The sequence below is a fragment of the Virgibacillus profundi genome, from assembly GCF_002287375.1.
In the GTDB taxonomy this organism is placed as follows: Bacteria; Bacillota; Bacilli; order Bacillales; family Amphibacillaceae; genus Virgibacillus_K; species Virgibacillus_K profundi.
Genome location: NZ_NPOA01000010.1, coordinates 155,188 through 177,630, shown reverse-complemented (window position 1 = coordinate 177,630; position 22,443 = coordinate 155,188). Strand labels below are relative to the sequence as shown.

Genomic DNA, 22,443 nt, shown 5'->3' with positions numbered 1-22,443 from the left:
ATCATACCGCGCTTTCCATTCTAACCTTTTGTCTGTAAGAGTCATCGTATAACCTCCCAAATGATTTCTAAGAAGATTATCACACGGATGTCTTACTATTAAAATGTGGGAAGTATTTGACGCTTACGTTGAATAGGAGATTCGTGCCTTAAGGTTTTGATTTTGTTATAATGATCACTATGTAGCTTTAAAATTTAAATAAATAGGGAGTGGAGTATTGGAAAATAACGTTTTTGAACAGCTGGCAAAAAGATATGATACAGAAGAAAGAATGGCATTAGCTAAAGTTATAGTTAAGGAAGTAAGACAGGAATTACAAAATAGTAAATCAAAATCTTTAATCGACTATGGAAGTGGTACGGGTCTGGTTAGTTTAGAGTTATCAGATTTAATGGACTCTATTTTGTTGGTAGATTCATCTGAACAGATGTTGGAAGTTGCGAAAGTTAAAATCTCAAACAAAGGAATTACCAATTCAAAAATACTTTATTCAGATTTTACTCAAGCTCAAGAAACTCCTGAACTTAAGGCAGACATCGTTTTAATGTCACTAGTCCTTCTTCATATTCCCGATACTAAAAAAATTTCACAAGTATTATTCAACATTTTAAATAATGATGGCAAGCTTATTATTATTGATTTTGACAAAAATGATAAAATAAATCATCCAAAAGTTCATAACGGTTTTTCGCATGAAGAACTGAAAAAAGGATTATCCGAAGTTGGATTTAAATCAACTGAAATTAAGACATTTTATCATGGAAATCGTATTTTTATGAATCAAGATGCTTCCATGTTTATATCCAGTAGTATAAAGTGATTTCTTACTTCTAAAAAAGAACCATTCATATCAAGGGTTTTGGTCTGTGACAATGTGAAACTTTATTTGTCTATTTATTCCCTGTTGATGTGATTGGTTTTTTTACATTTTGGTTAATTAAACATTCTGTTGTTGAATTTTGCTGTTAAAACAATCTTTTTTTAAATGAAAAAGGGCTTATTGAAGTAGCTAGTGCTTATCCCACATGGTGGGAATTCAGCCAACAGATATAGTTACAAGAACTATGGATGGCATGCTGAATGAAAGGGATGAATATATGGAGAAGGCTTTAGAGTTAATAAAGTCAGTTAACTAAGAAATTAATTTATTAAATACTTTTGTATTGCACTAACGGGTGCAAAACTTGTACAACCGAGATCATCTGAGGATGGTCTTTTTCTTTTATTGCTAATTTCAGAAATTTACAAATAAAGTGTTAGGCATTTGTGTTGTATAAATATTGAACTAAGCAGCAGAATTATTGTATAACAACAATACCAAGTGGTAATACTTATGTTGACGGAATGGATGAAGGGATTATGGAATTCGTATAATGTAACCGCATACAAATTTTTAGGGGGATAGCATACTCATAATGATAGCTGTTTCTTTAATTAAGACAAAACTTTAATTTAGAAGTCCTCTACTTTAGTAGCCATTGTATTATACAAAACTATAGAAATTATGCTTGGTTATAGAACATAGTAATGGTTTATTTTGATAAATCAATTGATACATAATAAATGGCGCTTGTCATTTTACGGTAGGTTAATTTAGGTATATGGCTTTGTTATTTGGTTCGATTATAAATCAAATATTATCTTTTAATATAGTGAATTAGTTTTTAGAACTATGTCATTACATTTATTGGAGGTTATTTTTATGTCAGAACATGATGAAAAAAAACTTGATGCAAATGGTTCCTCAAGACGTAAATTCCTGAAAAATTCCGGAATTGCTGCTGGGGGAGTTGTTGTCGGTGGAGCATTAGGCGGTTTAATTGGACTTAATGATAAAGGTGGAGATACAGCGACAAAAGATACAGAGCCTGAGCAGCAAGATCAGGCATTAGAATATTTTACGAATCGAGCGGATTTCGATTTGCTGGGGCAGGCAACAGAGCGAATTTTTCCGGAAGATGAAAATGGACCAGGTGCGATTGGTTTAGGAGTTCCTTACTATATTGATCACCAATTAGCAGGCAAATGGGGAATCAATGCGAAGGATTATAGGCAAGGTCCTTTCTTTGATGGGAAGCATAACCCTGGTGGAGAGGTGAGACTGGGAGAAGGGCAGGAGCAGCCGAACCTAGGCTATCAATCTCAATTAAAATACCATCAAGTTTATGATCTGGGCATTGAAGCAATAGAAAAGTATAGTCAAGCAACCTTTAATGAAAAATTTACAGCATTAGATGGAGAAAAGCAAGATGAGGTCTTAGTAGCCCTTGAAAATGATGAAGTGGATATAGCTGGTATTAAATCAAGCTTCTTTTTTAATATTTTACGTCAGTCGACTTTAGAGGGTGCCTATGCGGATCCGCTTTATGGTGGGAATAAAGATATGCAAGGTTGGAAGATGAAAGAGTATCCAGGTGTTCAATTGAGTTATACAAACGAACAGGTGGAATCTGAAGAGTTCATTGAAATTAAACCAGAGAGTCTTCATAATACATTTTTTAACTAAGAAAATTCGAATGAAAAGTATAAAGCTGTACGCCAATGGTTTAGCTTTGAAAAAATAGTAGTAGCTGGAAAAGGGGTATTGATTATGGTTACGAAACTGCCTAAAACAGATGTTGTAACGATAGGTGTAGGTTGGACAGGCGGAATTATAGCTGCTGAGGCAAGTAAAGCAGGACTGAAAGTTGTCGGATTAGAACGTGGACCAAACCGTGGAACGGCAAACTTTTCTATGAAGCATGATGAGCTTCGTTATGCAATACGTGGTGAATTGATGCAAGATTTATCGAGAGAAACGTTAACATTTAGACATAAAAGTAGTCAACGTGCTTTACCAATGCGTCAATATGGGTCCTTTATGTTAGGAAATGGTGTTGGAGGAGCAGGGACACATTGGAATGGGATGACGGACCGTTATAACCCATATGACTTTGAAATTAGGTCAAAAACAATTGAAAGATATGGTGAGGGAAAAATTGCGGATGGGCTACTCATCCAGGATTGGGGAATAACCTACGATGAAATGGAGCCATATTATACGATGTTTGATAAAATGGCTGGTATTTCTGCTGACGAGACGCCTCTTCGTGGAGAACGTTCAGAACCCTTCCCAAACCCGGCATTGATACATGGTCCGGAGCTTGATTTATTTAAAGAAACAACAGAAAAAATGGGGCTGGATCCTTTTATCATACCAGCTGCTAACAACTCACAACCCTATAAAAATCCGGACGGTCAGCAGATAGCTGCTTGTCAAATGAAAGGATTCTGTGAACGATTCGGTTGTGAATACGGTGCAAAAGCAAGTCCAAACGTTACCGTTGTCCCAACAGCACTAAAAACCGGGAATTTTGACCTTCGTCCACATTCTGAAGTTGTCGAAGTGTTACACAAAGATGGGAAGGCAACAGGGGTTATTTATGTTGATACGCGTACAGGTGAGAGATTTGAACAACCCGCTGAAATCGTTGCCATAACAAGTTATACGTTTAATAATAATCGCTTGTTACTCAATTCAAATCTTGGTACGCCCTATAACCCTGAAACTGGAAGAGGTACGGTCGGCAAGAACTACTGTTACCAAGTAATTGTCGGAACAGATGGATTTTTCGATGATCGCAAGTTCAATACTGCAATTGGGTCAGGTGGACTCGGTGCAACATTAGATAATTTTAATGCCGATAACTTTGATCATACTGATTTAGACTTTTTACATGGTGGAACAGTTATCATAAACCAACCTGGAAAAAGACCAATTGAGAACAACCAAGTTCCTCCTGGTACACCAAAATGGGGTAAGGAATTTAAAAAGCAATCACTAAAGTACTATAACCGCTTATTGAACGTTCATACGTATGGCGCAGTTATGCCTCATGTGAATAACTATTTGGATTTAGATCCGACATATAAGGATGTGCATGGTAATCCACTTATTCGCATGACGTTTGATTATTCAGAAACCGACCGTAAACGTGGTCACTTCCTGAACAACCAAACAAAGAAAATCATGCAAGAAATGGGGGCAACACATGTCTCTGAGAATGAATCCGTTGAGCATTATGACATTACAACATATCAAGCGACACATAACACAGGTGGCGTTATCATGGGAGCAGACCCTGAAACGTCTGCTGTTAATAATTACCTGCAAATGTGGGAAGCGGATAATGTTTTCGTTGTTGGTGGATCAGCATACCCTCACCAAAGTGGTTACAATGCGACGCATACTTTGGCAGCACTTGCATACCGAGCTTCAGAAGGAATCATCAAATTTAGCAAAGATGGCGGCAAGCTAGCTTAAAAGTTAAGAACGAAGGGAAGTATGGGAACATTCAATAAAGTTCTCCATTAACGACAAAACAAGCCTTATTCCTGCAGATGTAGGGCTTGTTTTATTTTTACACTATTTTTATTAGGGTATCTTCATCATATCACATCAAGTTTACATTAAATCTGCTAAAACCAATTTCAGCCTACACTGATTTAGATGCTGCAGATTTTTCTTTTTCAACTTTTTTCTTTGGCATAAATAACGTTAAAAGAAGTGCGGCAATTGCTAATATCGTCATAAAGAAATAAGCATCACCTGAGCCTAGTATAGAAGATAGACTTTCAATTTTCCCTGTAGAAGCCGTTGGATTTTCATTCATGATTTCTGATGTATGATTCGTAACTTGTGCTGTATAAATGGTTACCACTACAGCTGTTCCGACCGCTCCTGCAAGTTGACGTACAGTATTAACAACTGCAGAGCCATGTGACCCTAACTGTCTAGGTAATGCGTTCAATGCAGATGTATTGAGTGGCATCGTAATGAAACTTAAACCAATACGTAAAATGATGGTACGTATCATTAAATACATGAAAGAGGTCGAAGCTGTTAAATCCGTTACAGCCCACATCGATGGAATCATAAATAAAAGCCCAATAATAAATAATGGTTTTGCACCAATTCTGTCATATAACTTACCAGTGACTGGAGACAACATGGCATTGATGATAGCCCCAGGTAATAATAAAAGACCTGCTTCAAATGCTGTAAAACCTCTACCCGTTTGGAGGTATATAGGTAATAAGATCAAATCCGCATACATGATCATGGTTACTAACACATTGAGTAATGATGTTAAAGTAAATACTTTGAACTTGAATACTGATAAATTTAATACTGGATCCTTTGATTTTATTTGGCGAATACAGAAGAAAATCGTAAACAACAATCCAATGATTAATGAAAAGATAACAATCGAAGCACTCCAGCCTTTATCACCAGCACTACTGAAACCATATAATATAAAGCCAAAACCAATAGTTGATAAAATCACACTGGGGAAATCCAGTTTTGATTTTTCTGTTTCGGATACATTCACTAAAAACTTTAATGCTAATAAAATAACAATGAATATAAGTGGTGCCAAACCAATAAATAACCATCGCCATGATACATAATCAATAATAAAACCGGCTAAGGACGGAGCAATGGCAGGGGCAAATATCATAGCAAACCCAATAAATCCCATTGCACTACCTCTTTTTTCAGGGGGGTAAATAAACAGAATCACACTCATCATCAGAGGAATGATAATCCCTGCTCCAACGGCTTGAATCATCCGTCCGATTAATAAAATTGTAAAGTTAGGGGCTATTGCACAAATAACGGTGCCCAATAATAAAAACAGCATGGAGCTGATAAATAATTGTCTCGTCGTAAAACGTTTCATTAAAAATGCTGTTGTTGGAATCAACACGCCGTTTACAAGCAGAAAGCCTGTTGAAAGCCATTGAACAGTTGTGGCTGTCACATCAAATACATCCATTAAATTACTTAATGCCACATTTAACAATGTTTGATTCAATACCGATAAAAAACAACCCGATATGAGTACAAATAATAATATTCCTTTTTTTATTTCTTTTCTCTCGTTTTCCACAAATAAACTCCATTTCTATCATTGCTTGACTTTTTAACTTTGCTTTCCCTGTAATCACATTTGGAACATCATACTTGGGACAAGCTACATACGCCTGCATTTTCTAAATCTATTGATTTTATCCTCACAAAATCTGCCATTCCTTGATCCTCCTTAATGAAAGAAAAAAATCTTTATATTTAGATTTGCATTCTCAACACTGTGTCGATAAGATTAATACTAACAAAACAACACGTTCCTGACCATGAACAGTTTTATTAAAAATGTTCACTAATCGACATATGAAATATATGATGTTGATAAAGTCGGATAATAATCTATAAAGGAGTTTGAAATGTCTATACAAAAGAAAGAAGATCCTCGTATCATTCGTTCAAGAGAAATGTTTAAAAATGCTGTCATTTCTCTTCTAAGCGAGGATTCCACTATTTCAAATTTAACAGTTCAAAAAGTCGCAGCCAAAGCAGGATTAAATAGGACAACATTTTACCTGCATTATCATGATATTCAAGATTTACTAACACAAATAAACGATGGGATTTTAAATGAGCTTTCAGATAAAATTATTGCTTTAATACATGCAAAAAATTTATCTGAAAAACAGCAGCTAACACAATTACTAGATTATTTATATACCCAACGGAATCATTTATTTACTTTATTTAATATAAGTCAGTTTGAGGAGCAATTGTTTTTATTTATAAAGGAGTTAGTAGAAACAAGAAGGGAGAATACCATGGAGGAATTGCCTGCTGATTATGTTGCTATTGAGATTAAAACAGCCTCATTGGTAGGTATTATCATGTGGTGGATAAAGAAGGGGATGCATTTTAGTTCAGATTATATTACAAATCAAATTTATTTAATGTACAAGGTATATTGATCCGAAATCATTCGATAATAAATTGAATTATTTTATTACTTTCTTATTAATGGGAAGGTTTTTAAACCGATCTGCAAAAGCTGAACAAGTGAGAACAAATAAGATCATCAAATGGTGGTCTTTTTCTTTTGTTATTAATTTCAGAAGTTTACAATTATTCCGTTGGGATTATGTTATTATTTGTTTATAGATACTGAACTAACGTAAGCAGGATAATGGAATAGTAAGACAGAAATAAAATTATTATTTGGGGCGTGGCCATATGTTAAGTGTTCATGATAATAAAATCATTTCCTATAATGTAAATCTTAAAAATAAAGTTATAAAACTACAAACTCAATCAGAGGAAGGTAAACTGATAAATATTGTTTTTTCAGATGTATTAACACATGTGTTTGAAGACCAACTATACGGCAGTATTATTTTAGACATAGAGAAACAAGACCTTGAGCAGTTTTTTTACAAATATAAGGATTTGCTAGAGGATAAAAAAGCTTACTGTTGGCCGATTGATTATAATGAAAGCACAGAGTTAGAACGTAAGCTAATAGAAGAAAAATATGCTTATTACATCATTTTTGCCTCCTATGGATTGAATGGATGGGTTTTAGCAAAAAAACTTGATATTTCAGAAGGTTAGTATGTATGTTGCGTTACCGGAGTATGCAAGGAACTTTGCTTTATTTGCATGAAAAGACCATATTCTGGAATATTAAGTATCGTACACCAAGGAAGCTTCACCCAATTAAAAATCAAGTAAATAAGTTATTCATACTTTAGAGAGAGAAAAAGGAAGTGCGATATGAAAGATTATGGACTTATGGTGTTGGGTACTTTTTTCTTTGCTTTTTCAGTAGCAATATTTTCAATGCCTAACTCGCTCGCAGAGGGCGGTATCCCCGGATTATCCCTTTTACTTTATTTTGGGTTAGGTTGGTCTCCTGCATTGGTGACATTCACCCTGAATGGACTCATTTTATTAATTGGTTATCGCTACTTACCCAAGGCGATGATCATAAAGTCGATTGCTGCCGTTCCTTTATTTTCAATTTTTCTGTTCATAATGGAGGACTTTGGATCTGCAATGGAGGATCCTCTTCTTGCTGCGCTTTATGCAGGAGTGTTTACAGGAGTTGGTTTTGGTTTTATCTTTCGTTCGGGAAGTACTATTGGTGGAACATCCACAATTGCAAAAATGCTTAATTATAAATTTGGTTGGGAGCTAACAGGAACAAACTTTGTATTAGATGCTTTAGTTGTTGCAGGTGGGATATTAGTTATTGGTCCAATTTTAACATTATACACTGTAGTGGCTTTATTTATTGGAAAACGAGTGACTGACTATGTCTTAGAAGGCTTTGAGTCAAAAAAGATCGTTCATATATTCTCGGATTACAGTGAATCAATAGCTCGTTCTATCAGAGAGAATCTTGGTGCCCATACTACGATCCTGCAAGGTAAAAATGATGGGAATGGAAACGATGAGAATCTTATTTATGTTGCAGTTCCAAAACAGCAATTATTTTATTTAAAAAAATTGATCCGTGAGGTTGATGAAGATGCGTTTACTGTTGTTAATACAGTAAAAGATGTGAGTGGTGGTTCGCTTGCAAAAGCTCACTATCCAACACAAAAAACGTTTAGTAGTGCAAAGGAAGAAAAACAGTACTATAAAGAAAAAGCTGAAGAATGACTTCAGTAGCATCATCAGTCTGACATAGACTATGATGCTTTTTTATATTCCTTATAAAATCCCCGGGTTACTAAGAAAAGAAGTATAATACCGATCAATGCTACAACTATTCTGTTTATCACATTAGGTTCACCAAATATAAAAGCTAATACGTCTGAACCAGAGGGTAGACCGAGCCAGTTTAATATTGCTGGCAGAATAAATAACCCAATGATTAAACTCAAAGTTGAATAAAGAATTAAGCTTTTTTTACTCATATCTATTCTCCTTGTAATGATTTTTAATGTCCCGATTATCTGGCTTAATCTTACCAGACAATTCAATCAACTAAAACATATTTGTGGAATTCAGAAGAGATCATGCAGTCACTCTTTTTTCAGATTTGATTTAAGTCACAGCGCTTTTATTAGCCTAACTATATAATGATGGAAACAATGTTAGAGGTGATTCTGATGGTGCTGCATATTAAGACAAATAATTTACAAGCTTATCTAGAGGAAACAAGTATTATAGATTACAGTCATCCAATTATTCAAGCAAAGGTTGAAGATTTTAAACGAATGGAAAAAACAAAAAAAGAACTTGCAGAAATTGCATTTTATTTTGTCAGAGATGAGATTGGGCATTCTTTTGATTTGAATAGCACTCTAGTTACGATTACCGCTTCAGAAACTTTAGAGCAAAAAGAGGGTATCTGTTTTGCGAAATCTCATTTACTTGCAGCTTTTTTGAGAGCAATGAATATACCTGCTGGCTTTTGTTATCAACGGGTTACACGTAATGGAACAAAAGAATCCGGCTACGCATTACACGGGTTAAATGCAATTTATTTAGAGGAAGAAGATATTTGGTTTCGGATTGATCCACGTGGAAATAAAGCTGGAATTTCCTCGGAGTTTAGCATCAATCCGGAAAAACTTGCCTATCCGATTCGACCGAAATTGGAGGAGATAGATTACCAACATGTTTATAGTGACCCATTAGAAAAAGTGATTACTGCTATGAAGGAATCAGCAGAATGCAAGGAGTTATTTTATAGCCGACCTGCGTTTATATAATAGAGTTAAACAGTAAAAACATGGTGTGCAATTTGATGTACACCATGTTTTTTTATTTATTAAGCTCAACTTCGATATCGATTTCTTCACCAATATAGTCATCGCTACATGCGAATAAAAATCAATTTTCACGATCTTTTATTAACTTATAGATTTATCAAATGATTAAGAGTATTAATAAACAGTTATAAATTAACGGAAAATTAGTATAAATAGACTAAGCTCCTAATTTGTTTTCATTAAAACAACACGATATGCTTTTTTCTTTAATATATAAGCGCCAATACAAGGAGTGATAAATACAGTTTTAAAAAGGGGAAAATTTATGAGCAAAAAGAAATTATTAAATTTCACTACATTATTGTTGAGCATGATCCTGTTACTTGCAGCTTGTGGCGATGGTGAAAAAAATATTGCAATTGGGCCACCTGCCAGTGAGACAAATTCAATTTCTACGTTAATTTTAGAAGCATATGGGATAGGTGAGGATGATTATAGTGCATATCAGGAAGGATTTGGTGATGCTGCTGATGGGGTTCAAGATGGAAATATAGATATTTCAATTGGGGTTCTTGGTTTACCAGCTGGTAGCATTGAGGCACTACAAGCATCAGCTGGTGATGTGAAAATGTTAGATCTTTCGGATGAAGCAATTTCCTATATAGAAGAAAATAGTGGGTACATGCGTCATACGATTCCGCAGGATACGTATGACTTTCTTGAATCAGATGTAGAGACAGTTACTGCATATGCTATTTTAATGGCAAGCACAGATACGATTGACGAAGAGCTTGGTTATGAGCTTGCTAAAAGTATGGTAGAGGATGCAAGTGAAAATACACATGCACAGGCAGCACAAATGACATTGGAAAATGCGCTCAAGGGTTCAGAAGGATTACCAATTCACCCAGGTGCGAAACGTTATTATGAAGAACAAGGACTGACAGTTGATAATCCTGTAGCTGAATTAGCTGCAAATGAACGAAAAAGTGAACTTATTTTAGGAACAGGAAGTCAGGGTGGTACCTATTATCCACTTGGTGGAGAGATGGCAACCATCTGGGGCAACAATATTGAAGGAATAAATGTAACGAATACAGAAACCGGTGCATCCATAGAAAATTTGGCTAGTATCCGTGATGGTAATATGGATCTTGGCATGGCTGTCCACGTTCCAGCGCAAGATGCTGTAAATGGAGCAGGCGACTTTGAAGGTAATGAAGTTCAAAATACTGCATTTATTGGACATATTTATCCTGAGGTTATTCAAATTGTTACACGAGAAAACACTGAAATCGAAAGCTTAGACGATTTGAAATAGGGTTTTCAAACAGGGAAGGGGTTCAAGTAAATTGAATTCCCTTTCCTTCAATTATTATTAAGGGATGTGGTTAGATGGAAGAAAATCAAAAAGTGGATGCAAAGGAAGTCCTGGAAAAATACGATAAAGAAAGTAACTATCGTGTAAATATTGGGAAGTGGGCTATCATTGTTACATTTCTTGGAGTTGGTTTAACATTCTTCCATTTATATACAGGTTATTTTGGAACACTGCCTTCCCAACAGCAAGGAGCTGTCCATTTAGGAACAGCACTTGGAATTATCTTTCTGCTTTTTCCTGCAAAAAAAGGTCTGCATAAAAAGCAAAAGAACATTCCGTGGTATGATGTGATTCTGGCATTTACTGCGATATATGTAACCTATCACAAAATCATCTTTTTTGAATCAATCCTGCAAAGCCGTATATCCGGATATGGTGCCATTGATGTGATTGTATCTGTTCTTGGGATATTGTTATTGCTTGAGGCAACACGTAGAACCGTTGGTGTACCTATTGTTATCGTTGCAAGCATTACAATCTTATATGCTATTTTCGGAAATTTTATTCCAACACAAATTCTGTCACACCCCGGTTTTGATGTTGACCGAATTACAACTAATCTATGGTTCCGTGAGAGTGGTGTATTTGGTACACCTATCCAAATTTCATCCAAGTTTATTTTCCTATTCTTATTTTTTGGTGTAATTCTTGTACATACGAAAGTCGGTAAGTTTTTTAATGATTTAGCCTTTGCGCTTACAGGAAGATATACTGGTGGGACAGCGAAAGCGGCAGTAGCAGCAAGTGCCCTGCAAGGTATGGTATCGGGCAGTTCGGTTGGAAATACAGTAGCGTCGGGGTCATTTACAATTCCAATGATGAAAAAAGCGAGGTTTAAGCCGGAATTTGCGGCGGCAACAGAGGCCTCTGCTTCTACAGGTGGACAAATCATGCCACCACTCATGGGTGCTGCAGCGTTTATTATGATGGAATACCTTGGTGTATCCTATGGTGCCATTATGCTGGCAGCTATAGTACCTGCAATATTATATTTTTTCGGAATTTTTGTTGGTACTCATTTTGAAGCAAAAAAACTGGGTATTTTTGGATTGCCGAAGTCTGAACTTCCAAGTTTTACTAAATTAATGATTCATTATGGATATATGCTACTTCCATTATTCATCATTATTGGAACAATTATGGTAGGTTTTACACCTCAACGGGCTGCCATAATGGGTATTGTAGCTGCTTATCTGGTAAGTTTAGTCCGAAAAGAATCCCGGATGAATTTTAAAAAAACAATATATGTGCTGGAACAAGGAGCGCGAGTTGCACTTCCTGTTATTGCGGCAGTTGCAACAGCTGGAATTATTGCAGGTGTGATAAGTATTACAGGTCTTGGGGCAAAGTTTGCTTCCGGTATTATCGCATTGTCGAGTGGTCATTTATTTTTGGCTCTTTTCTTTACGATGATTGCTTGTATTATTTTAGGAATGGGATTACCGACAACAGCAAATTACGTTGTTACAGCAACGGTTGCTGCACCTGCTCTTATTAATGAGTTTGGAGTCACCCCAATTGCTGCCCACATGTTTGTCTTTTATTTTGGTATTGTAGCTGATATTACACCACCTGTTTGTTTAGCTGCATATGCCGGTGCAGGGATTGCTCGGGCAAATCCATTTAAATCCGGGGTTAATGCTGTCAAACTCTCAATAGCAGCCTTTATTATTCCATATGTATTTGTCTACAATGATATTTTAGTTTTAGTTGATGTTACGCCTATCCCTCTCATTATAGCTTTAACAACAGCAATACTGGGAATGACTGCAGTAAGTAGTTCAGTCATTGGATTCTTCATTCGAAACTCGTATTCATGGGAAAGACTCATTCTGTTCGCTGCAGGAATCCTGTTAATTGTTCCAAACATAGTTAGTAGTTTAACCGGACTATTATTAGTAGTAGGAATCTGGTTCATTCAAAAACAACGGAAAGATGATGCGGGGAAAATGGAGTTAAATGCTTCTATGTAACTAGCAGTTTTAAATTAAAAGCAGATTAGGAGTAATCATTCCGTGTGATTGCTCCTAATCTGCTTTTGAGAGACTTTCCCGGTATGCTGTCAATAAATCTGTACGGATGCATCTCTCATAACTAAGTAGAATGTAGTAAAAAGGCCTACATCATATATCTTTTCCTCAGGCATTAAGACACCACTCCTTATGATCTCCAATAATATATGACAATATTTAAACGATATTAATAATTATATTATATAAATGGTAATCAAATAACAAATTAATGTAAACAAAAATTGAAAATTGTATTATATTTACTTTTTAAAAATTCTAAATACGATTGACATCAACATAATAGAGATCTATTATTATAGATAACGAATTTATTACGTTGTTTAAATTTTATGTCATACTAAATCTGTCAGGTTTGGGATTGCAATAGTAATAGATGGTTGCACAAGAGAAAACTTTAGAAGAGGGGAATGTTGCTTAAGATGGCAAATTTTAAAATGAGTGATTTCCAAAAGGTTGCTGACCGGAAAATAAAGCCACCACCTTGTGACGATACGATGCAAATCACGGTACATGAATCCTTTGATGGAATTGCCTATGGGACCTGGAAGGTTGATCGTAAATATATCAATGGAATTGGTGTAGCAATGGGGGGCTTTTTGTCGTCCGCAGCGGATATTATGATGGCCTATGCGATTTCATCTAAATTAACAGATCAGTATGGATTTGCGTCTATTAATCTCGATACAACGTTCCATCGACCGGTTGTAGAGGGAGAAGTGGACATAACTGCAAGGGTAGAAAGACTTGGCCGAACATTGGCTTATGTGGTGTCAGAATTAAAGCAAAACAATAAAATAGCAGCAACATGCATTTCCTCCATACTTATTAAAAAGTTGGAAGAATGAGAACGCTAGTTAAAAGGTTATCGTACTTTGTTTAATGCCAGCTGGCTCACGATACCGCTATAAAAGAAAGGATGTTTTTACGGATGATTTATCGTTACAAAGATCACACACCGGTTATTCATGATACGGTTTTTATTGCTGACGGTGCCAAAATTATTGGAGATGTAAAGATTGGAGCTCACTCGAGTATCTGGTTTAATGTGGTGCTTCGGGGTGATGAAGGGCCGATTAGGATTGGTGAGCGTTGCAACATACAGGAAAACAGTATGTGTCACCTGTATGAGCAGTTTCCTTTAACACTGGAAGATGAAGTGTCGATAGGGCATCATGCAATTGTTCATGGTTGTACACTCCGAAAAGGTGTATTGGTCGGGATGGGGACAACCGTTTTGGATGGAGCTGAAATTGGTGAGTATTCGATTATTGGTGCAAATAGTCTTGTTCCGTCCGGCAAAAAGATTCCACCACGCTCTTTAGTCTTAGGATCCCCGGGGAAAGTAGTCAGAACTTTAACAGATAAAGACATGGCCATGATTGAAGAAGCGATTACTACATATGCAGATAAAGGCCAGGAGTTCCAGCAGAAAAAATTATTCGAAAAGATTAGATAAGAAATTATCCTGAAACAAAGCAGGAAATCTAGAATACACTCCAACCTTGAAGAAGTATCACTTTATCTAAAGCACTATCTACACTAACAAAAAATGGTCAGCCTCTTTAAGCAAGGAGCTGACCATATTTCACTTTATTATTTATTAATTGTTGGAACGTTACCAAGTTCAAATACAGATTCAAAAAAACGGGTGGCAGGTGTTTGAAGTAATTGATTATAATCCGTAAACAGAGAAGCTGCTGAATCTCCCAGCCATTTCATTGGCAGCAGTTCTTCGGGAAGGTTTGGGTCAATAAATAGGAATTTTCTATATTGATGTACAAGTAATGCGCTCTCAACAAAACAGCTTCCATCACTCATTTCCCCTTTTTCAATTTTATTTCGATCAATGACAAACTTTTGGCTATACTCCTGGATGAACTGGTAGTAGCGATCATTTACATCATCAATGTCCCAGCATTTCGTGACAAGGTCTGAATGTTCACTCATCCCTTCATATGTTGACAAGAAGAAAGAAACATAATCACTGATGTCATATTTTTCAATTAATCGATTGACTTGTTCCTCTAATGGATTTGGTGTAATCCAACAGCTATTGGAGAGAAGTCCGAATCCACTCCAGACCAATTCTTTACGCAATTCATCACGTAGATGGCGCTTTTCTTCAGGTATACTGTAAACAAGCATGCGCCACTTGCCATCCCATGTGGGGGATTTTGATTTATAAATTCTTTTTGAGGCTTCCTCCATACGGGCTGTTCCCCGTTCAGTCAATGAGTAATAGCTTTTGTTTCCAATCTTTTCCGATTGCACCCATCCCTGTTTGTTCATACGGGAAATAGCTGCTCGTACGGATTGTTCATTATGACCGAATTCCTCCAGCAACCGAATCAAACTACCAATCCAGATGACATTGCCATAATGACGTATGTAATCCCCATATAGGGTAAAAATCATTGAACGTGTATTAAATTGTTTTTCCATGGAACGATCCTTTCCCTCATGTACTACACTGTTTTTTATTGTGTTAGATAAATAATTGCCCATTTATATGTAATAAAAAATAAACGATAAATATAAATATGTAATATAAATAGTATATTTTATCAACGATTCTGTCAATAAAATAAATGTTCATAGGTTACTCACTTATCCTTACTTTCCAGGTGATTAATGAATTGCGAATGATAAGTATTATTAAAATTATTTGAAAATTGACTTGAACATAATATAACGAATTGGTATAATGACGTTAATAAAACGTAATGAGGAGTTGTTGCGATGTATAACTACATTCCTGATGGAGACTCCGTAGCTAAAGCGTACACAGAGGAAGACCAGGGGAAATATGAGGTCTTTATGGAGCGTATCAACAATGGGGAAAAAATAGAGGCAGATGACTGGATGCCGGAGGACTATCGTCAAGCACTTATCAAACTAATTTCCATGCATGGGATTAGCGAAATTATGGGAGCATTGCCGGAAAAAGAATGGGTTCCAAAGGCCCCAACCTTGAAACGTAAACTTGGTATTATGGCAAAAGTACAGGATGAAATGGGGCATGGTCAATTACTTCTCCGGGTGGCGGAAGATTTAATGAAGCCATATGGGAGAACAAGGGAAAATTTAATAGAAGATCTATTAAATGGAGATTTGAAGTTTCATAATGTTTTTCATATGCCAACAAAAACCTGGGCTGATGCAGGGATGGTGGGCTGGATGGTAGATGGGGCTGCCATCATTTCACAAACTAATATGCTTGATGCATCCTATGGTCCATACCAAAGAGCACTTCAGCGCATATGTGCGGAAGAGGTCTTTCATGCACAGCATGGGGAAGCGATTATTATGGCACTTGCGGAAGGAACTAAAGAACAACGGGAAATATTGCAGGAGTCATTCAGTCGCTGGTGGCCCTCATTGTTGATGTTTTTCGGACCAGCTTCTGCAGAAACAACTGGTTCTTCTAAACAGGATATTATGATTAAATACCGCATTCGTAAAAGCAATAATGAAGAATTGCGCCAGGTATTTTTAAATAAGTATTTGCCTCGTGCGTTTTCACTTGGATTAACTGTTCCTGATGAAACTGTCCACTATGACAAGGAAAATGAACGGTGGATCTACCAGCAGCCGGACTGGAATGAATTCAAACAAATTATTAAAAATAAAGGGCCTATGTCAAAAGAGCGGTTGCGATTACGGGAAATTGCCTATGAGAAAAACCGCTGGGTTAGGCAGGCGTTGGCACCACAGGTAATTAGCTCATAATGTTTTGATGGGAGGGGGGATTAGGATGACAGCACAGGACGAGTCAAATTTTTATAAAGAATATGAAGTTTTTAGTAAGCGAAGTACAAAAGCACCAATCCAGCATCAATTCAGTCTATTGGCACCAAATGATGAATTAGCAATGATGATGGCACAGGAAAACTTTATGCGCAGGGAAGATGTAATCGATGTATGGGTTGTACCGAGAGCGCATATCCGCTCCATGACAAGTGAGGAACGATCAACATGGACAAAGCGGTTGGATAATAAATCATATCGAACAACAAAAGGCTATGGATACTTAAGAAAAAAATGGCGTGAAAAGGAGCAGGGTATGCTCGATGAAAAAGAAATCATGTCCTGGAAAGAGGTGAATAAGTCATGACAAAACGAATCGAAACAGCAGATGAAGCAAAGCAGGATGCTGCATATTCAGAAGCTTTGAAGGAATTGATTTATCAAATGGCTGACGATGATTTCATTGTTTCGTTTCGTGGGTCTGAATGGCTTGGTTTAGCACCACATATCGAAGAGGATGTTGCTTTTTCGTCCATTACACAAAACACGATGGGGCATGCTGTCATGTACTACAACCTTCTGGAGGAACTGGGAGAAGGTGACGCGGACGCCCTCGCACATGCACGTCCCTTGGAAAAAAGGCGAAATGCTGTTTACCTGGAAAAACAAAATGGAGATGGATCATATCTCAAGGAACCATACTTTGATTGGGCACTCACTGTTGTGCGTCACTATTTCTATGAAGTGTTAAAAAAAGTTAAGCTGGAGGCACTGACAAAAAGCTCTTATGTACCTCTGGCAAATATTGCCCAAAAAGTATTGATGGAACAGCCTTATCATTTGGCACATTGGAAATTGTGGATCCGGCAGCTGCAAAATTCAAACGAAGATGCAAAGTCCCGGATTAACATGAGAATAGTAGAAGCCTGGAAGGAATTCGGTGATGCTCTGGAACTCGGTACGAAATCCTCAGAAATGGTACAACATGAGCTGATTGCCGGTGAAGAATTTTTGCAAAAACAATGGCTGAACGAAGTGAAAGCAACTGTCATGTCTTTGCCGACTTATCCTTTAGAGAAGGGGCTGGGCAATGGGAGAAATGGTAAACATTCCGCAGACCTCAAGCAGGCGATAAAGATATTTTCCGAAGTGTATGAAAGTGATAGAGAAGCAGTTTGGTAGGGTGCAAATAGCCAAAATTTGAAGTTGAGCGGGGAGCAGCGCGAAGTTGAGAGACAGCATCGCGAAGTTGAGAGACAGCATCGCGAAGTTGAGAGACGGCATCGTGAAGTTGAGAGACAGCATCGCGAAGTTGAGAGACGGCACCGAGAAGTTGAGAGACGGCACCGAGAAGTTGAGAGACGGCACCGAGAAGTTGAGAGACAGCACCGAGAAGTTGAGAGACGGCACTGCGAAGTTGAGAGACAGCACCACACGGGAGGGGGGAGTGGAATGCAAGGAAAAAGTAAGGAGGATGAGATTCTCGCTATCCTTAGAACGGTTGATGATCCGGAGCTTCCAACGGTTAGTGTTTATGACCTGGGAATGGTTCATGAAATTAAGATAGTCCTTAATAATGTTGCTATTACGATGGTACCAACATTTGCAGGCTGTCCTGCCCTGGATTTCATTGAAAAAGATGTTAAAGAAGCTGTTGAAGCGTTGGACTGGGTTGATGGATGTCAGGTGGAATTTTCATTTCAGCTCAGATGGACAACAGATAGCATTACAGATAAAGGGAGGGAAAATCTGAAAAAGCTTGGGATTGCAGCTCCTCCAGAAACCTATCAGCCAGGGGATTCCTGGACTGTAAGTTGTCCATATTGTGACTCAGCATATACTTCGATGGAGAATGTGTTTGGACCGACAGCTTGCCGCAGTATTTTATATTGCATGGAATGCAGAAACCCATTTGAGGCAATGAAACCAGTTGTGGAGTATTCCATTTCTTAATAAAAAGCATAATTGTAAGTGCCTTCAATGGAATTCAGCTTCCAACTTTAGTGCAGCAAAAAGTTGAAAGGCAATACCACAGAATTGAGAGAGTGCACCGCGAAGTTGAGAGACAACACCACAAAGTTGAGAGGCAACACCACAGAGTTGAGAGAGCGCACTACAAAGTTGAGAGACCGACTCGCAAAGTCGAGAGACCACAACATCACAAAGTACAACTAAACAATTAACTATACAAAAAAGAAAGGATGATTTAGATGGTTAAATTAATAGCTTTGTATAAACAGCCGGAGGATCCAGCAAAATTCGATGAACATTATTTCAATGTACACACACCAATTACAAAGAAAATACCTGGTCTGAAGGATATGAAAGTAACTAAAGTTGTTGGGTCACCAATGGGTAAAAGCGATTATTATCTTTTATGTGAAATGTTTTACGATACCCATGAATCATTGCAAAAAGCGATGAAAACAGATGAAGGAAAGGCGTCTGGAAAAGATGTAATGCAATTCGCTGGTGATATTGTAACACTCATGATTGGTGAGGAAGTCGATGACTGATCGATCCTATATTAAGGTTTCCAGGGAGAACGGTGTAGGTGTGATTCAGCTTCATCGTCCTGAGGTTGCTAATGCTTTGAACCGAAAAATGGTCGATGAAATTGTTGAAGAAATGGAAGCTTTTGATCGAGATGCCTCCATTCGTGTCATTGTGGTGAAAGGGAATAATAAGGCGTTTGCTGCTGGTGCGGATATTGAAGAGATGTTGGAAGATACGCCGTTATCGATCGAGCTTTTGGACCCATTTGCAATTTGGGATCGCTTGACATTGATAAAGAAGCCGGTGATCGCGAGCGTCAACGGTTTTGCCTTAGGGGGCGGATTTGAGCTGGCCCTTCATTGTGATCTCATCATTGCCGGTGAAGATGTCCGGTTTGGTTTTCCTGAAGTAAAGCTAGGAGTCATGCCAGGGGCTGGGGGTACACAGTTTTTAACAAAGGCAATGGGAAAGCGGAAAGCACTTGAATGGATTTGGCTTGGTGAATTTATGGATGCAAAGGAAGCCATGAATTATGGTGTTATCAATCGGGTTGTTGCACCTGAAATGGTTGTGGAAGAGACGATGCGATTGGCAGAGAAACTCTCAAAACAGCCTCCGATCTCTTTACGCCTTATTAAGGAAGCAGTGGGTAAAGCCGAGGAATTATCCTTAATGGATGGGATGAAACTGGAACGGAAAAACTTTTACCTTGCTTTTGACTCACAGGATCAAAAAGAGGGAATGAATGCTTTTATTGAAAAAAGATCCCCTTTTTTCAGGGGGGTGTGAGAAATGGAATCTATTGATTATCAAACAATTACTTATGAACATAAAAATGGTGTTGCAACAATCGCACTGAATCGGCCGACAGCCTACAATGCATTTACAGCTGAAATGAATAAGGAAATTATAAAGGCATTGAAGGTGGCGAGTAAAGATAGAGACGTACGGTGTATTGTCATGACGGGAACCGGGAAAGCATTTTGTGCGGGTGAGGATTTGGGTGGAGTCGATGAAAATACGGACCATGCTGCATTCCTTCGTAAGCGCTATCATCCGATGATGAAGGCAATTAAAGAGGTGCCAAAGCCGATTGTGGCTGCGGTTAATGGTACTGCTGCGGGGGCAGGGATGAGCCTGGCGCTGGCAGCTGATTTCAGGCTTGTTCAACCAAAAACTAAGTTTGTTAGTGCATTTATGAATATCGGTTTAATACCTGATTCGGGTTTTATGTATGTACTTCCCCGCCTGATTGGTTATGCTAAAGCACTTGAAATCGCTGTTTTAGGAAAACCGATCACAGGAGAAGAAGCATATAAATTAGGACTTGCAACGAAAATGATCGAGCCTACCGAATGGGATGAGAAGGTGCATGAGTTTGCGTTATCCATGGCCGGATTATCGACCAAAGCATTTGGGTTAATCAAACGGTATATGATGGACGGAATGAACCTGTCGTTTGATGAAGTATTGGAGCAAGAAGCACAAGCGCAGCGAATTGCCGGTATGTCTCAGGATCATCTGGAAGGATTAAATGCTTTTAAAGAAAAAAGAAGGGCCGAATTCTCAGGAAATTAAGCAGATATTACGCTGGAAATTGATGATGATTTTACAATATGGGGAGGAAATATAGACCATGACACAAACAGTAAACAAGGAAATAATTACTGAGGTTGGACCACTGAAGCGTGAACATTATTCAATGATTATTAATGGAGAGCGTGTTGAAAGCAGTTCGGACGAAATATATCAGACATTCAACCCTGCCAAAGGAGAAGTTTTGGCTACTATAGCAAAGGCAAACGAGGAAGATGCGGAAAAAGCTGTACAAGCGGCAAGAAACGCTTTCGATCATGGAAAATGGCGTAAATACCCAGTTGGAAAACGTTCCCGTGTGTTAAATAAAATCGCAGAAATTATGCGAGGAAGATTTAAGGAATTGGTGGAAGTGGAAGTCCTGAATAGTGGGAAGTCAATTGGGGCAGCTCAGGTTCAGGTCAATCAGGCGATCGAGGATTTTGAATTTTATGCGGGAGCAATTGTTGGACACCGTGGAACAGTGAATAATATGCCATATGGATTTTTCAACTATACACATAAAGAACCAGTCGGGGTATGTGCACAGATTATTCCATGGAATTATCCAATGATGATGGCCGCTTGGAAAATAGCACCAGCGATTGCTGCAGGCTGCTCGGTTGTTATTAAGCCGGCAAGTCTCACACCGGTTACGGCAATCCTGTTAAATGAAATCTGCCACGAAGCAGGAGTTCCGGAAGGGGTTGTCAATACGATTCCGGGTTCCGGTCAAGTGGTAGGTGATTACCTTGTAAAACATGAAGCAATCAATAAGGTTGCTTTTACAGGATCGACACCAACAGGGAAAAATATTATGGGGAAAGCTTCAGAAACATTGAAGCGCATAACACTGGAGCTTGGTGGAAAATCACCAAACATTGTCTTTGAAGATGCAGATTTGGAGGCGGCAGTCCCGGGATCCTTGTTTGGTATTTTCTTTAATACAGGACAATCCTGTGAAGCGAGGTCACGTATGTTTGTTCATGAATCAATCTATGATACATTCATGGAACAATTCATTGCAAAGACGGAAAAGCTGAAGTCCGGTGACCCATTTGATAAAGGAACACACTTAGGTTCGATAATCAGCAAGGAGCAGGTGGATGTAATCGATGGCTATGTCCAATCAGCCAAAGCCGATGGAGCTACAATCGCCACAGGTGGGAAAATCATGCAAATTGAAGGATTTGAAAACGGCCATTGGTATGAACCAACTGTCATAACGGACGTAACTCCCGATATGAAAGCAGTGAAGGAAGAGATTTTTGGTCCTGTCGTTGTTGTTGAAAAATTCACAGATGAAAAAGATGTCATCAAGCGTGCCAATGATACTAAATATGGATTGGGTTCAGCAATCTGGACGACAAACCAGGCCAGGGCAACCCGTGTAGCACACCGGATTCAAGCTGGAATCGTTATGGTGAACAGTCCATTTTCTGCGTTTCCGGGAACTCCTTTTGGCGGCTATAAAGAATCGGGATTCGGCAGGGAGCTTGCCGTGGAATCGCTGGATCTTTATATGGAAGACAAAAGTGTTCTTTCATACTACGGATCTAAACCGTTAAATCCGTTTGGAGTTTAATTTTTTCTATTTAATTCGGGGGTCATCATAAAAACAGGCAGCAGTCAAAGAAAAATCAG

Annotated in this window: 23 protein-coding genes; 20 read left to right on the top strand and 3 right to left on the bottom strand. The window is 38.0% G+C overall.

The window, feature by feature from the left end; all coding sequences use genetic code 11:
* The first annotated feature begins 217 nt into the window (after positions 1 to 217).
* The 3 genes from CIL05_RS14985 to CIL05_RS14975 all read left to right on the top strand — a co-directional run bounded on the left by CIL05_RS14985 (position 218) and on the right by CIL05_RS14975 (position 4,303).
* On the top strand, positions 218 to 820 hold the full coding sequence (locus tag CIL05_RS14985) for a class I SAM-dependent DNA methyltransferase (protein ID WP_095656361.1): 603 nt from the start codon (positions 218 to 220) through the stop codon (positions 818 to 820).
* An 882-nt stretch (positions 821 to 1,702) separates the two neighbouring features.
* On the top strand, positions 1,703 to 2,506 hold the full coding sequence (locus tag CIL05_RS14980; RefSeq protein WP_095656360.1) for a gluconate 2-dehydrogenase subunit 3 family protein: 804 nt from the start codon (positions 1,703 to 1,705) through the stop codon (positions 2,504 to 2,506).
* 84 nt (positions 2,507 to 2,590) lie between these two features.
* On the top strand, positions 2,591 to 4,303 hold the full coding sequence (locus CIL05_RS14975; protein WP_095656359.1) for a GMC family oxidoreductase: 1,713 nt from the start codon (positions 2,591 to 2,593) through the stop codon (positions 4,301 to 4,303).
* Positions 4,304 to 4,475: 172 nt separating this feature from the next.
* On the opposite strand, the gene CIL05_RS14970 is transcribed toward CIL05_RS14975, so the two are convergent.
* Positions 4,476 to 5,933, bottom strand: coding sequence for a DHA2 family efflux MFS transporter permease subunit (locus tag CIL05_RS14970; protein WP_095656358.1), 1,458 nt, complete (start codon positions 5,931 to 5,933; stop codon positions 4,476 to 4,478).
* Between the two features lie 334 nt (positions 5,934 to 6,267).
* Between CIL05_RS14970 and CIL05_RS14965 the strand changes: the two genes are divergently transcribed.
* The 3 genes from CIL05_RS14965 to CIL05_RS14955 all read left to right on the top strand — a co-directional run bounded on the left by CIL05_RS14965 (position 6,268) and on the right by CIL05_RS14955 (position 8,509).
* Positions 6,268 to 6,816: a TetR/AcrR family transcriptional regulator gene (locus CIL05_RS14965; protein ID WP_095656357.1), complete on the top strand. Its 549-nt coding sequence runs from the start codon at positions 6,268 to 6,270 to the stop codon at positions 6,814 to 6,816.
* Between the two features lie 262 nt (positions 6,817 to 7,078).
* Entirely contained in the window at positions 7,079 to 7,456 is a 378-nt protein-coding gene (locus CIL05_RS14960; RefSeq protein ID WP_095656356.1) for a hypothetical protein, read from the top strand.
* A gap of 162 nt (positions 7,457 to 7,618) precedes the next feature.
* On the top strand, positions 7,619 to 8,509 hold the full coding sequence (locus CIL05_RS14955; RefSeq protein ID WP_095656355.1) for a YitT family protein: 891 nt from the start codon (positions 7,619 to 7,621) through the stop codon (positions 8,507 to 8,509).
* 29 nt (positions 8,510 to 8,538) lie between these two features.
* On the opposite strand, the gene CIL05_RS14950 is transcribed toward CIL05_RS14955, so the two are convergent.
* Positions 8,539 to 8,766 (bottom strand): hypothetical protein, encoded by a 228-nt coding sequence (locus CIL05_RS14950; RefSeq protein WP_095656354.1) that lies wholly within the window; start codon positions 8,764 to 8,766, stop codon positions 8,539 to 8,541.
* Between the two features lie 177 nt (positions 8,767 to 8,943).
* Here CIL05_RS14950 and CIL05_RS14945 point away from each other — a divergent pair, with 177 nt between their 5' ends.
* The 5 genes from CIL05_RS14945 to CIL05_RS14925 all read left to right on the top strand — a co-directional run bounded on the left by CIL05_RS14945 (position 8,944) and on the right by CIL05_RS14925 (position 14,437).
* Complete coding sequence (locus CIL05_RS14945) at positions 8,944 to 9,567, top strand: transglutaminase-like domain-containing protein (protein WP_240510206.1); 624 nt, start codon at positions 8,944 to 8,946, stop codon at positions 9,565 to 9,567.
* Positions 9,568 to 9,892: 325 nt separating this feature from the next.
* Positions 9,893 to 10,888, top strand: coding sequence for a TAXI family TRAP transporter solute-binding subunit (locus CIL05_RS14940; protein ID WP_095656352.1), 996 nt, complete (start codon positions 9,893 to 9,895; stop codon positions 10,886 to 10,888).
* Positions 10,889 to 10,962: 74 nt separating this feature from the next.
* Positions 10,963 to 12,921, top strand: coding sequence for a TRAP transporter permease (locus tag CIL05_RS14935; RefSeq protein ID WP_095656351.1), 1,959 nt, complete (start codon positions 10,963 to 10,965; stop codon positions 12,919 to 12,921).
* Positions 12,922 to 13,400: 479 nt separating this feature from the next.
* Positions 13,401 to 13,826 carry a PaaI family thioesterase gene (locus tag CIL05_RS14930; RefSeq protein WP_095656350.1) on the top strand — a complete coding sequence of 142 codons (426 nt, stop codon included), beginning with the start codon at positions 13,401 to 13,403 and terminating at the stop codon, positions 13,824 to 13,826.
* A gap of 83 nt (positions 13,827 to 13,909) precedes the next feature.
* The gene (locus CIL05_RS14925; RefSeq protein ID WP_095656349.1) at positions 13,910 to 14,437 is read left to right on the top strand and encodes a gamma carbonic anhydrase family protein; all 528 of its coding nucleotides are present in this window, start codon (positions 13,910 to 13,912) and stop codon (positions 14,435 to 14,437) included.
* A gap of 137 nt (positions 14,438 to 14,574) precedes the next feature.
* Here the strand turns inward: CIL05_RS14925 and paaX are convergent, their stop codons facing one another.
* Complete coding sequence (paaX, locus tag CIL05_RS14920; RefSeq protein ID WP_095656348.1) at positions 14,575 to 15,423, bottom strand: phenylacetic acid degradation operon negative regulatory protein PaaX; 849 nt, start codon at positions 15,421 to 15,423, stop codon at positions 14,575 to 14,577.
* Between the two features lie 297 nt (positions 15,424 to 15,720).
* On the opposite strand from paaX, the gene paaA reads away from it, so the two are divergent.
* The 9 genes from paaA to CIL05_RS14875 all read left to right on the top strand — a co-directional run bounded on the left by paaA (position 15,721) and on the right by CIL05_RS14875 (position 22,384).
* Complete coding sequence (gene paaA, locus CIL05_RS14915) at positions 15,721 to 16,710, top strand: 1,2-phenylacetyl-CoA epoxidase subunit PaaA (protein ID WP_095656347.1); 990 nt, start codon at positions 15,721 to 15,723, stop codon at positions 16,708 to 16,710.
* 25 nt (positions 16,711 to 16,735) lie between these two features.
* A complete protein-coding gene (gene paaB / locus CIL05_RS14910; RefSeq protein WP_095656346.1) occupies positions 16,736 to 17,095 on the top strand; it encodes a 1,2-phenylacetyl-CoA epoxidase subunit PaaB in 360 nt (119 codons plus the stop codon).
* Complete coding sequence (gene paaC, locus CIL05_RS14905) at positions 17,092 to 17,910, top strand: 1,2-phenylacetyl-CoA epoxidase subunit PaaC (protein ID WP_095656345.1); 819 nt, start codon at positions 17,092 to 17,094, stop codon at positions 17,908 to 17,910. Before paaB ends, paaC begins: the two co-directional genes overlap by 4 nt.
* A gap of 103 nt (positions 17,911 to 18,013) precedes the next feature.
* On the top strand, positions 18,014 to 18,295 hold the full coding sequence (locus CIL05_RS22940) for a hypothetical protein (protein WP_369126509.1): 282 nt from the start codon (positions 18,014 to 18,016) through the stop codon (positions 18,293 to 18,295).
* Complete coding sequence (paaD, locus tag CIL05_RS14895) at positions 18,181 to 18,681, top strand: 1,2-phenylacetyl-CoA epoxidase subunit PaaD (protein ID WP_095656344.1); 501 nt, start codon at positions 18,181 to 18,183, stop codon at positions 18,679 to 18,681. Before CIL05_RS22940 ends, paaD begins: the two co-directional genes overlap by 115 nt.
* A gap of 257 nt (positions 18,682 to 18,938) precedes the next feature.
* On the top strand, positions 18,939 to 19,244 hold the full coding sequence (locus CIL05_RS14890; RefSeq protein ID WP_095656343.1) for an EthD family reductase: 306 nt from the start codon (positions 18,939 to 18,941) through the stop codon (positions 19,242 to 19,244).
* Entirely contained in the window at positions 19,237 to 20,013 is a 777-nt protein-coding gene (locus CIL05_RS14885; RefSeq protein ID WP_095656342.1) for an enoyl-CoA hydratase/isomerase family protein, read from the top strand. Before CIL05_RS14890 ends, CIL05_RS14885 begins: the two co-directional genes overlap by 8 nt.
* 3 nt (positions 20,014 to 20,016) lie before the next feature.
* Positions 20,017 to 20,802 (top strand): enoyl-CoA hydratase/isomerase family protein, encoded by a 786-nt coding sequence (locus CIL05_RS14880; protein WP_095656341.1) that lies wholly within the window; start codon positions 20,017 to 20,019, stop codon positions 20,800 to 20,802.
* A 58-nt stretch (positions 20,803 to 20,860) separates the two neighbouring features.
* Positions 20,861 to 22,384, top strand: coding sequence for an aldehyde dehydrogenase family protein (locus CIL05_RS14875; RefSeq protein ID WP_095656340.1), 1,524 nt, complete (start codon positions 20,861 to 20,863; stop codon positions 22,382 to 22,384).
* Positions 22,385 to 22,443: the final 59 nt, after the last annotated feature.

What these genes read in the sequence shown, in the direction of transcription:
- CIL05_RS14980 (WP_095656360.1), top strand. Translation starts at nt 1,703, where the DNA reads ATGTCAGAACATGATGAAAAAAAACTTGATGCAAATGGTTCCTCAAGA.
- CIL05_RS14975 (WP_095656359.1), top strand. Translation starts at nt 2,591, where the DNA reads ATGGTTACGAAACTGCCTAAAACAGATGTTGTAACGATAGGTGTAGGT.
- CIL05_RS14965 (WP_095656357.1), top strand. Translation starts at nt 6,268, where the DNA reads ATGTCTATACAAAAGAAAGAAGATCCTCGTATCATTCGTTCAAGAGAA.
- CIL05_RS14960 (WP_095656356.1), top strand. Translation starts at nt 7,079, where the DNA reads ATGTTAAGTGTTCATGATAATAAAATCATTTCCTATAATGTAAATCTT.
- CIL05_RS14955 (WP_095656355.1), top strand. Translation starts at nt 7,619, where the DNA reads ATGAAAGATTATGGACTTATGGTGTTGGGTACTTTTTTCTTTGCTTTT.
- CIL05_RS14950 (WP_095656354.1), bottom strand. Translation starts at nt 8,766, where the DNA reads ATGAGTAAAAAAAGCTTAATTCTTTATTCAACTTTGAGTTTAATCATT.
- CIL05_RS14945 (WP_240510206.1), top strand. Translation starts at nt 8,944, where the DNA reads ATGTTAGAGGTGATTCTGATGGTGCTGCATATTAAGACAAATAATTTA.
- CIL05_RS14940 (WP_095656352.1), top strand. Translation starts at nt 9,893, where the DNA reads ATGAGCAAAAAGAAATTATTAAATTTCACTACATTATTGTTGAGCATG.
- CIL05_RS14935 (WP_095656351.1), top strand. Translation starts at nt 10,963, where the DNA reads ATGGAAGAAAATCAAAAAGTGGATGCAAAGGAAGTCCTGGAAAAATAC.
- CIL05_RS14930 (WP_095656350.1), top strand. Translation starts at nt 13,401, where the DNA reads ATGGCAAATTTTAAAATGAGTGATTTCCAAAAGGTTGCTGACCGGAAA.
- CIL05_RS14925 (WP_095656349.1), top strand. Translation starts at nt 13,910, where the DNA reads ATGATTTATCGTTACAAAGATCACACACCGGTTATTCATGATACGGTT.
- paaX (WP_095656348.1), bottom strand. Translation starts at nt 15,423, where the DNA reads ATGGAAAAACAATTTAATACACGTTCAATGATTTTTACCCTATATGGG.
- paaA (WP_095656347.1), top strand. Translation starts at nt 15,721, where the DNA reads ATGTATAACTACATTCCTGATGGAGACTCCGTAGCTAAAGCGTACACA.
- paaB (WP_095656346.1), top strand. Translation starts at nt 16,736, where the DNA reads ATGACAGCACAGGACGAGTCAAATTTTTATAAAGAATATGAAGTTTTT.
- paaC (WP_095656345.1), top strand. Translation starts at nt 17,092, where the DNA reads ATGACAAAACGAATCGAAACAGCAGATGAAGCAAAGCAGGATGCTGCA.
- paaD (WP_095656344.1), top strand. Translation starts at nt 18,181, where the DNA reads ATGCAAGGAAAAAGTAAGGAGGATGAGATTCTCGCTATCCTTAGAACG.
- CIL05_RS14890 (WP_095656343.1), top strand. Translation starts at nt 18,939, where the DNA reads ATGGTTAAATTAATAGCTTTGTATAAACAGCCGGAGGATCCAGCAAAA.
- CIL05_RS14885 (WP_095656342.1), top strand. Translation starts at nt 19,237, where the DNA reads ATGACTGATCGATCCTATATTAAGGTTTCCAGGGAGAACGGTGTAGGT.
- CIL05_RS14880 (WP_095656341.1), top strand. Translation starts at nt 20,017, where the DNA reads ATGGAATCTATTGATTATCAAACAATTACTTATGAACATAAAAATGGT.
- CIL05_RS14875 (WP_095656340.1), top strand. Translation starts at nt 20,861, where the DNA reads ATGACACAAACAGTAAACAAGGAAATAATTACTGAGGTTGGACCACTG.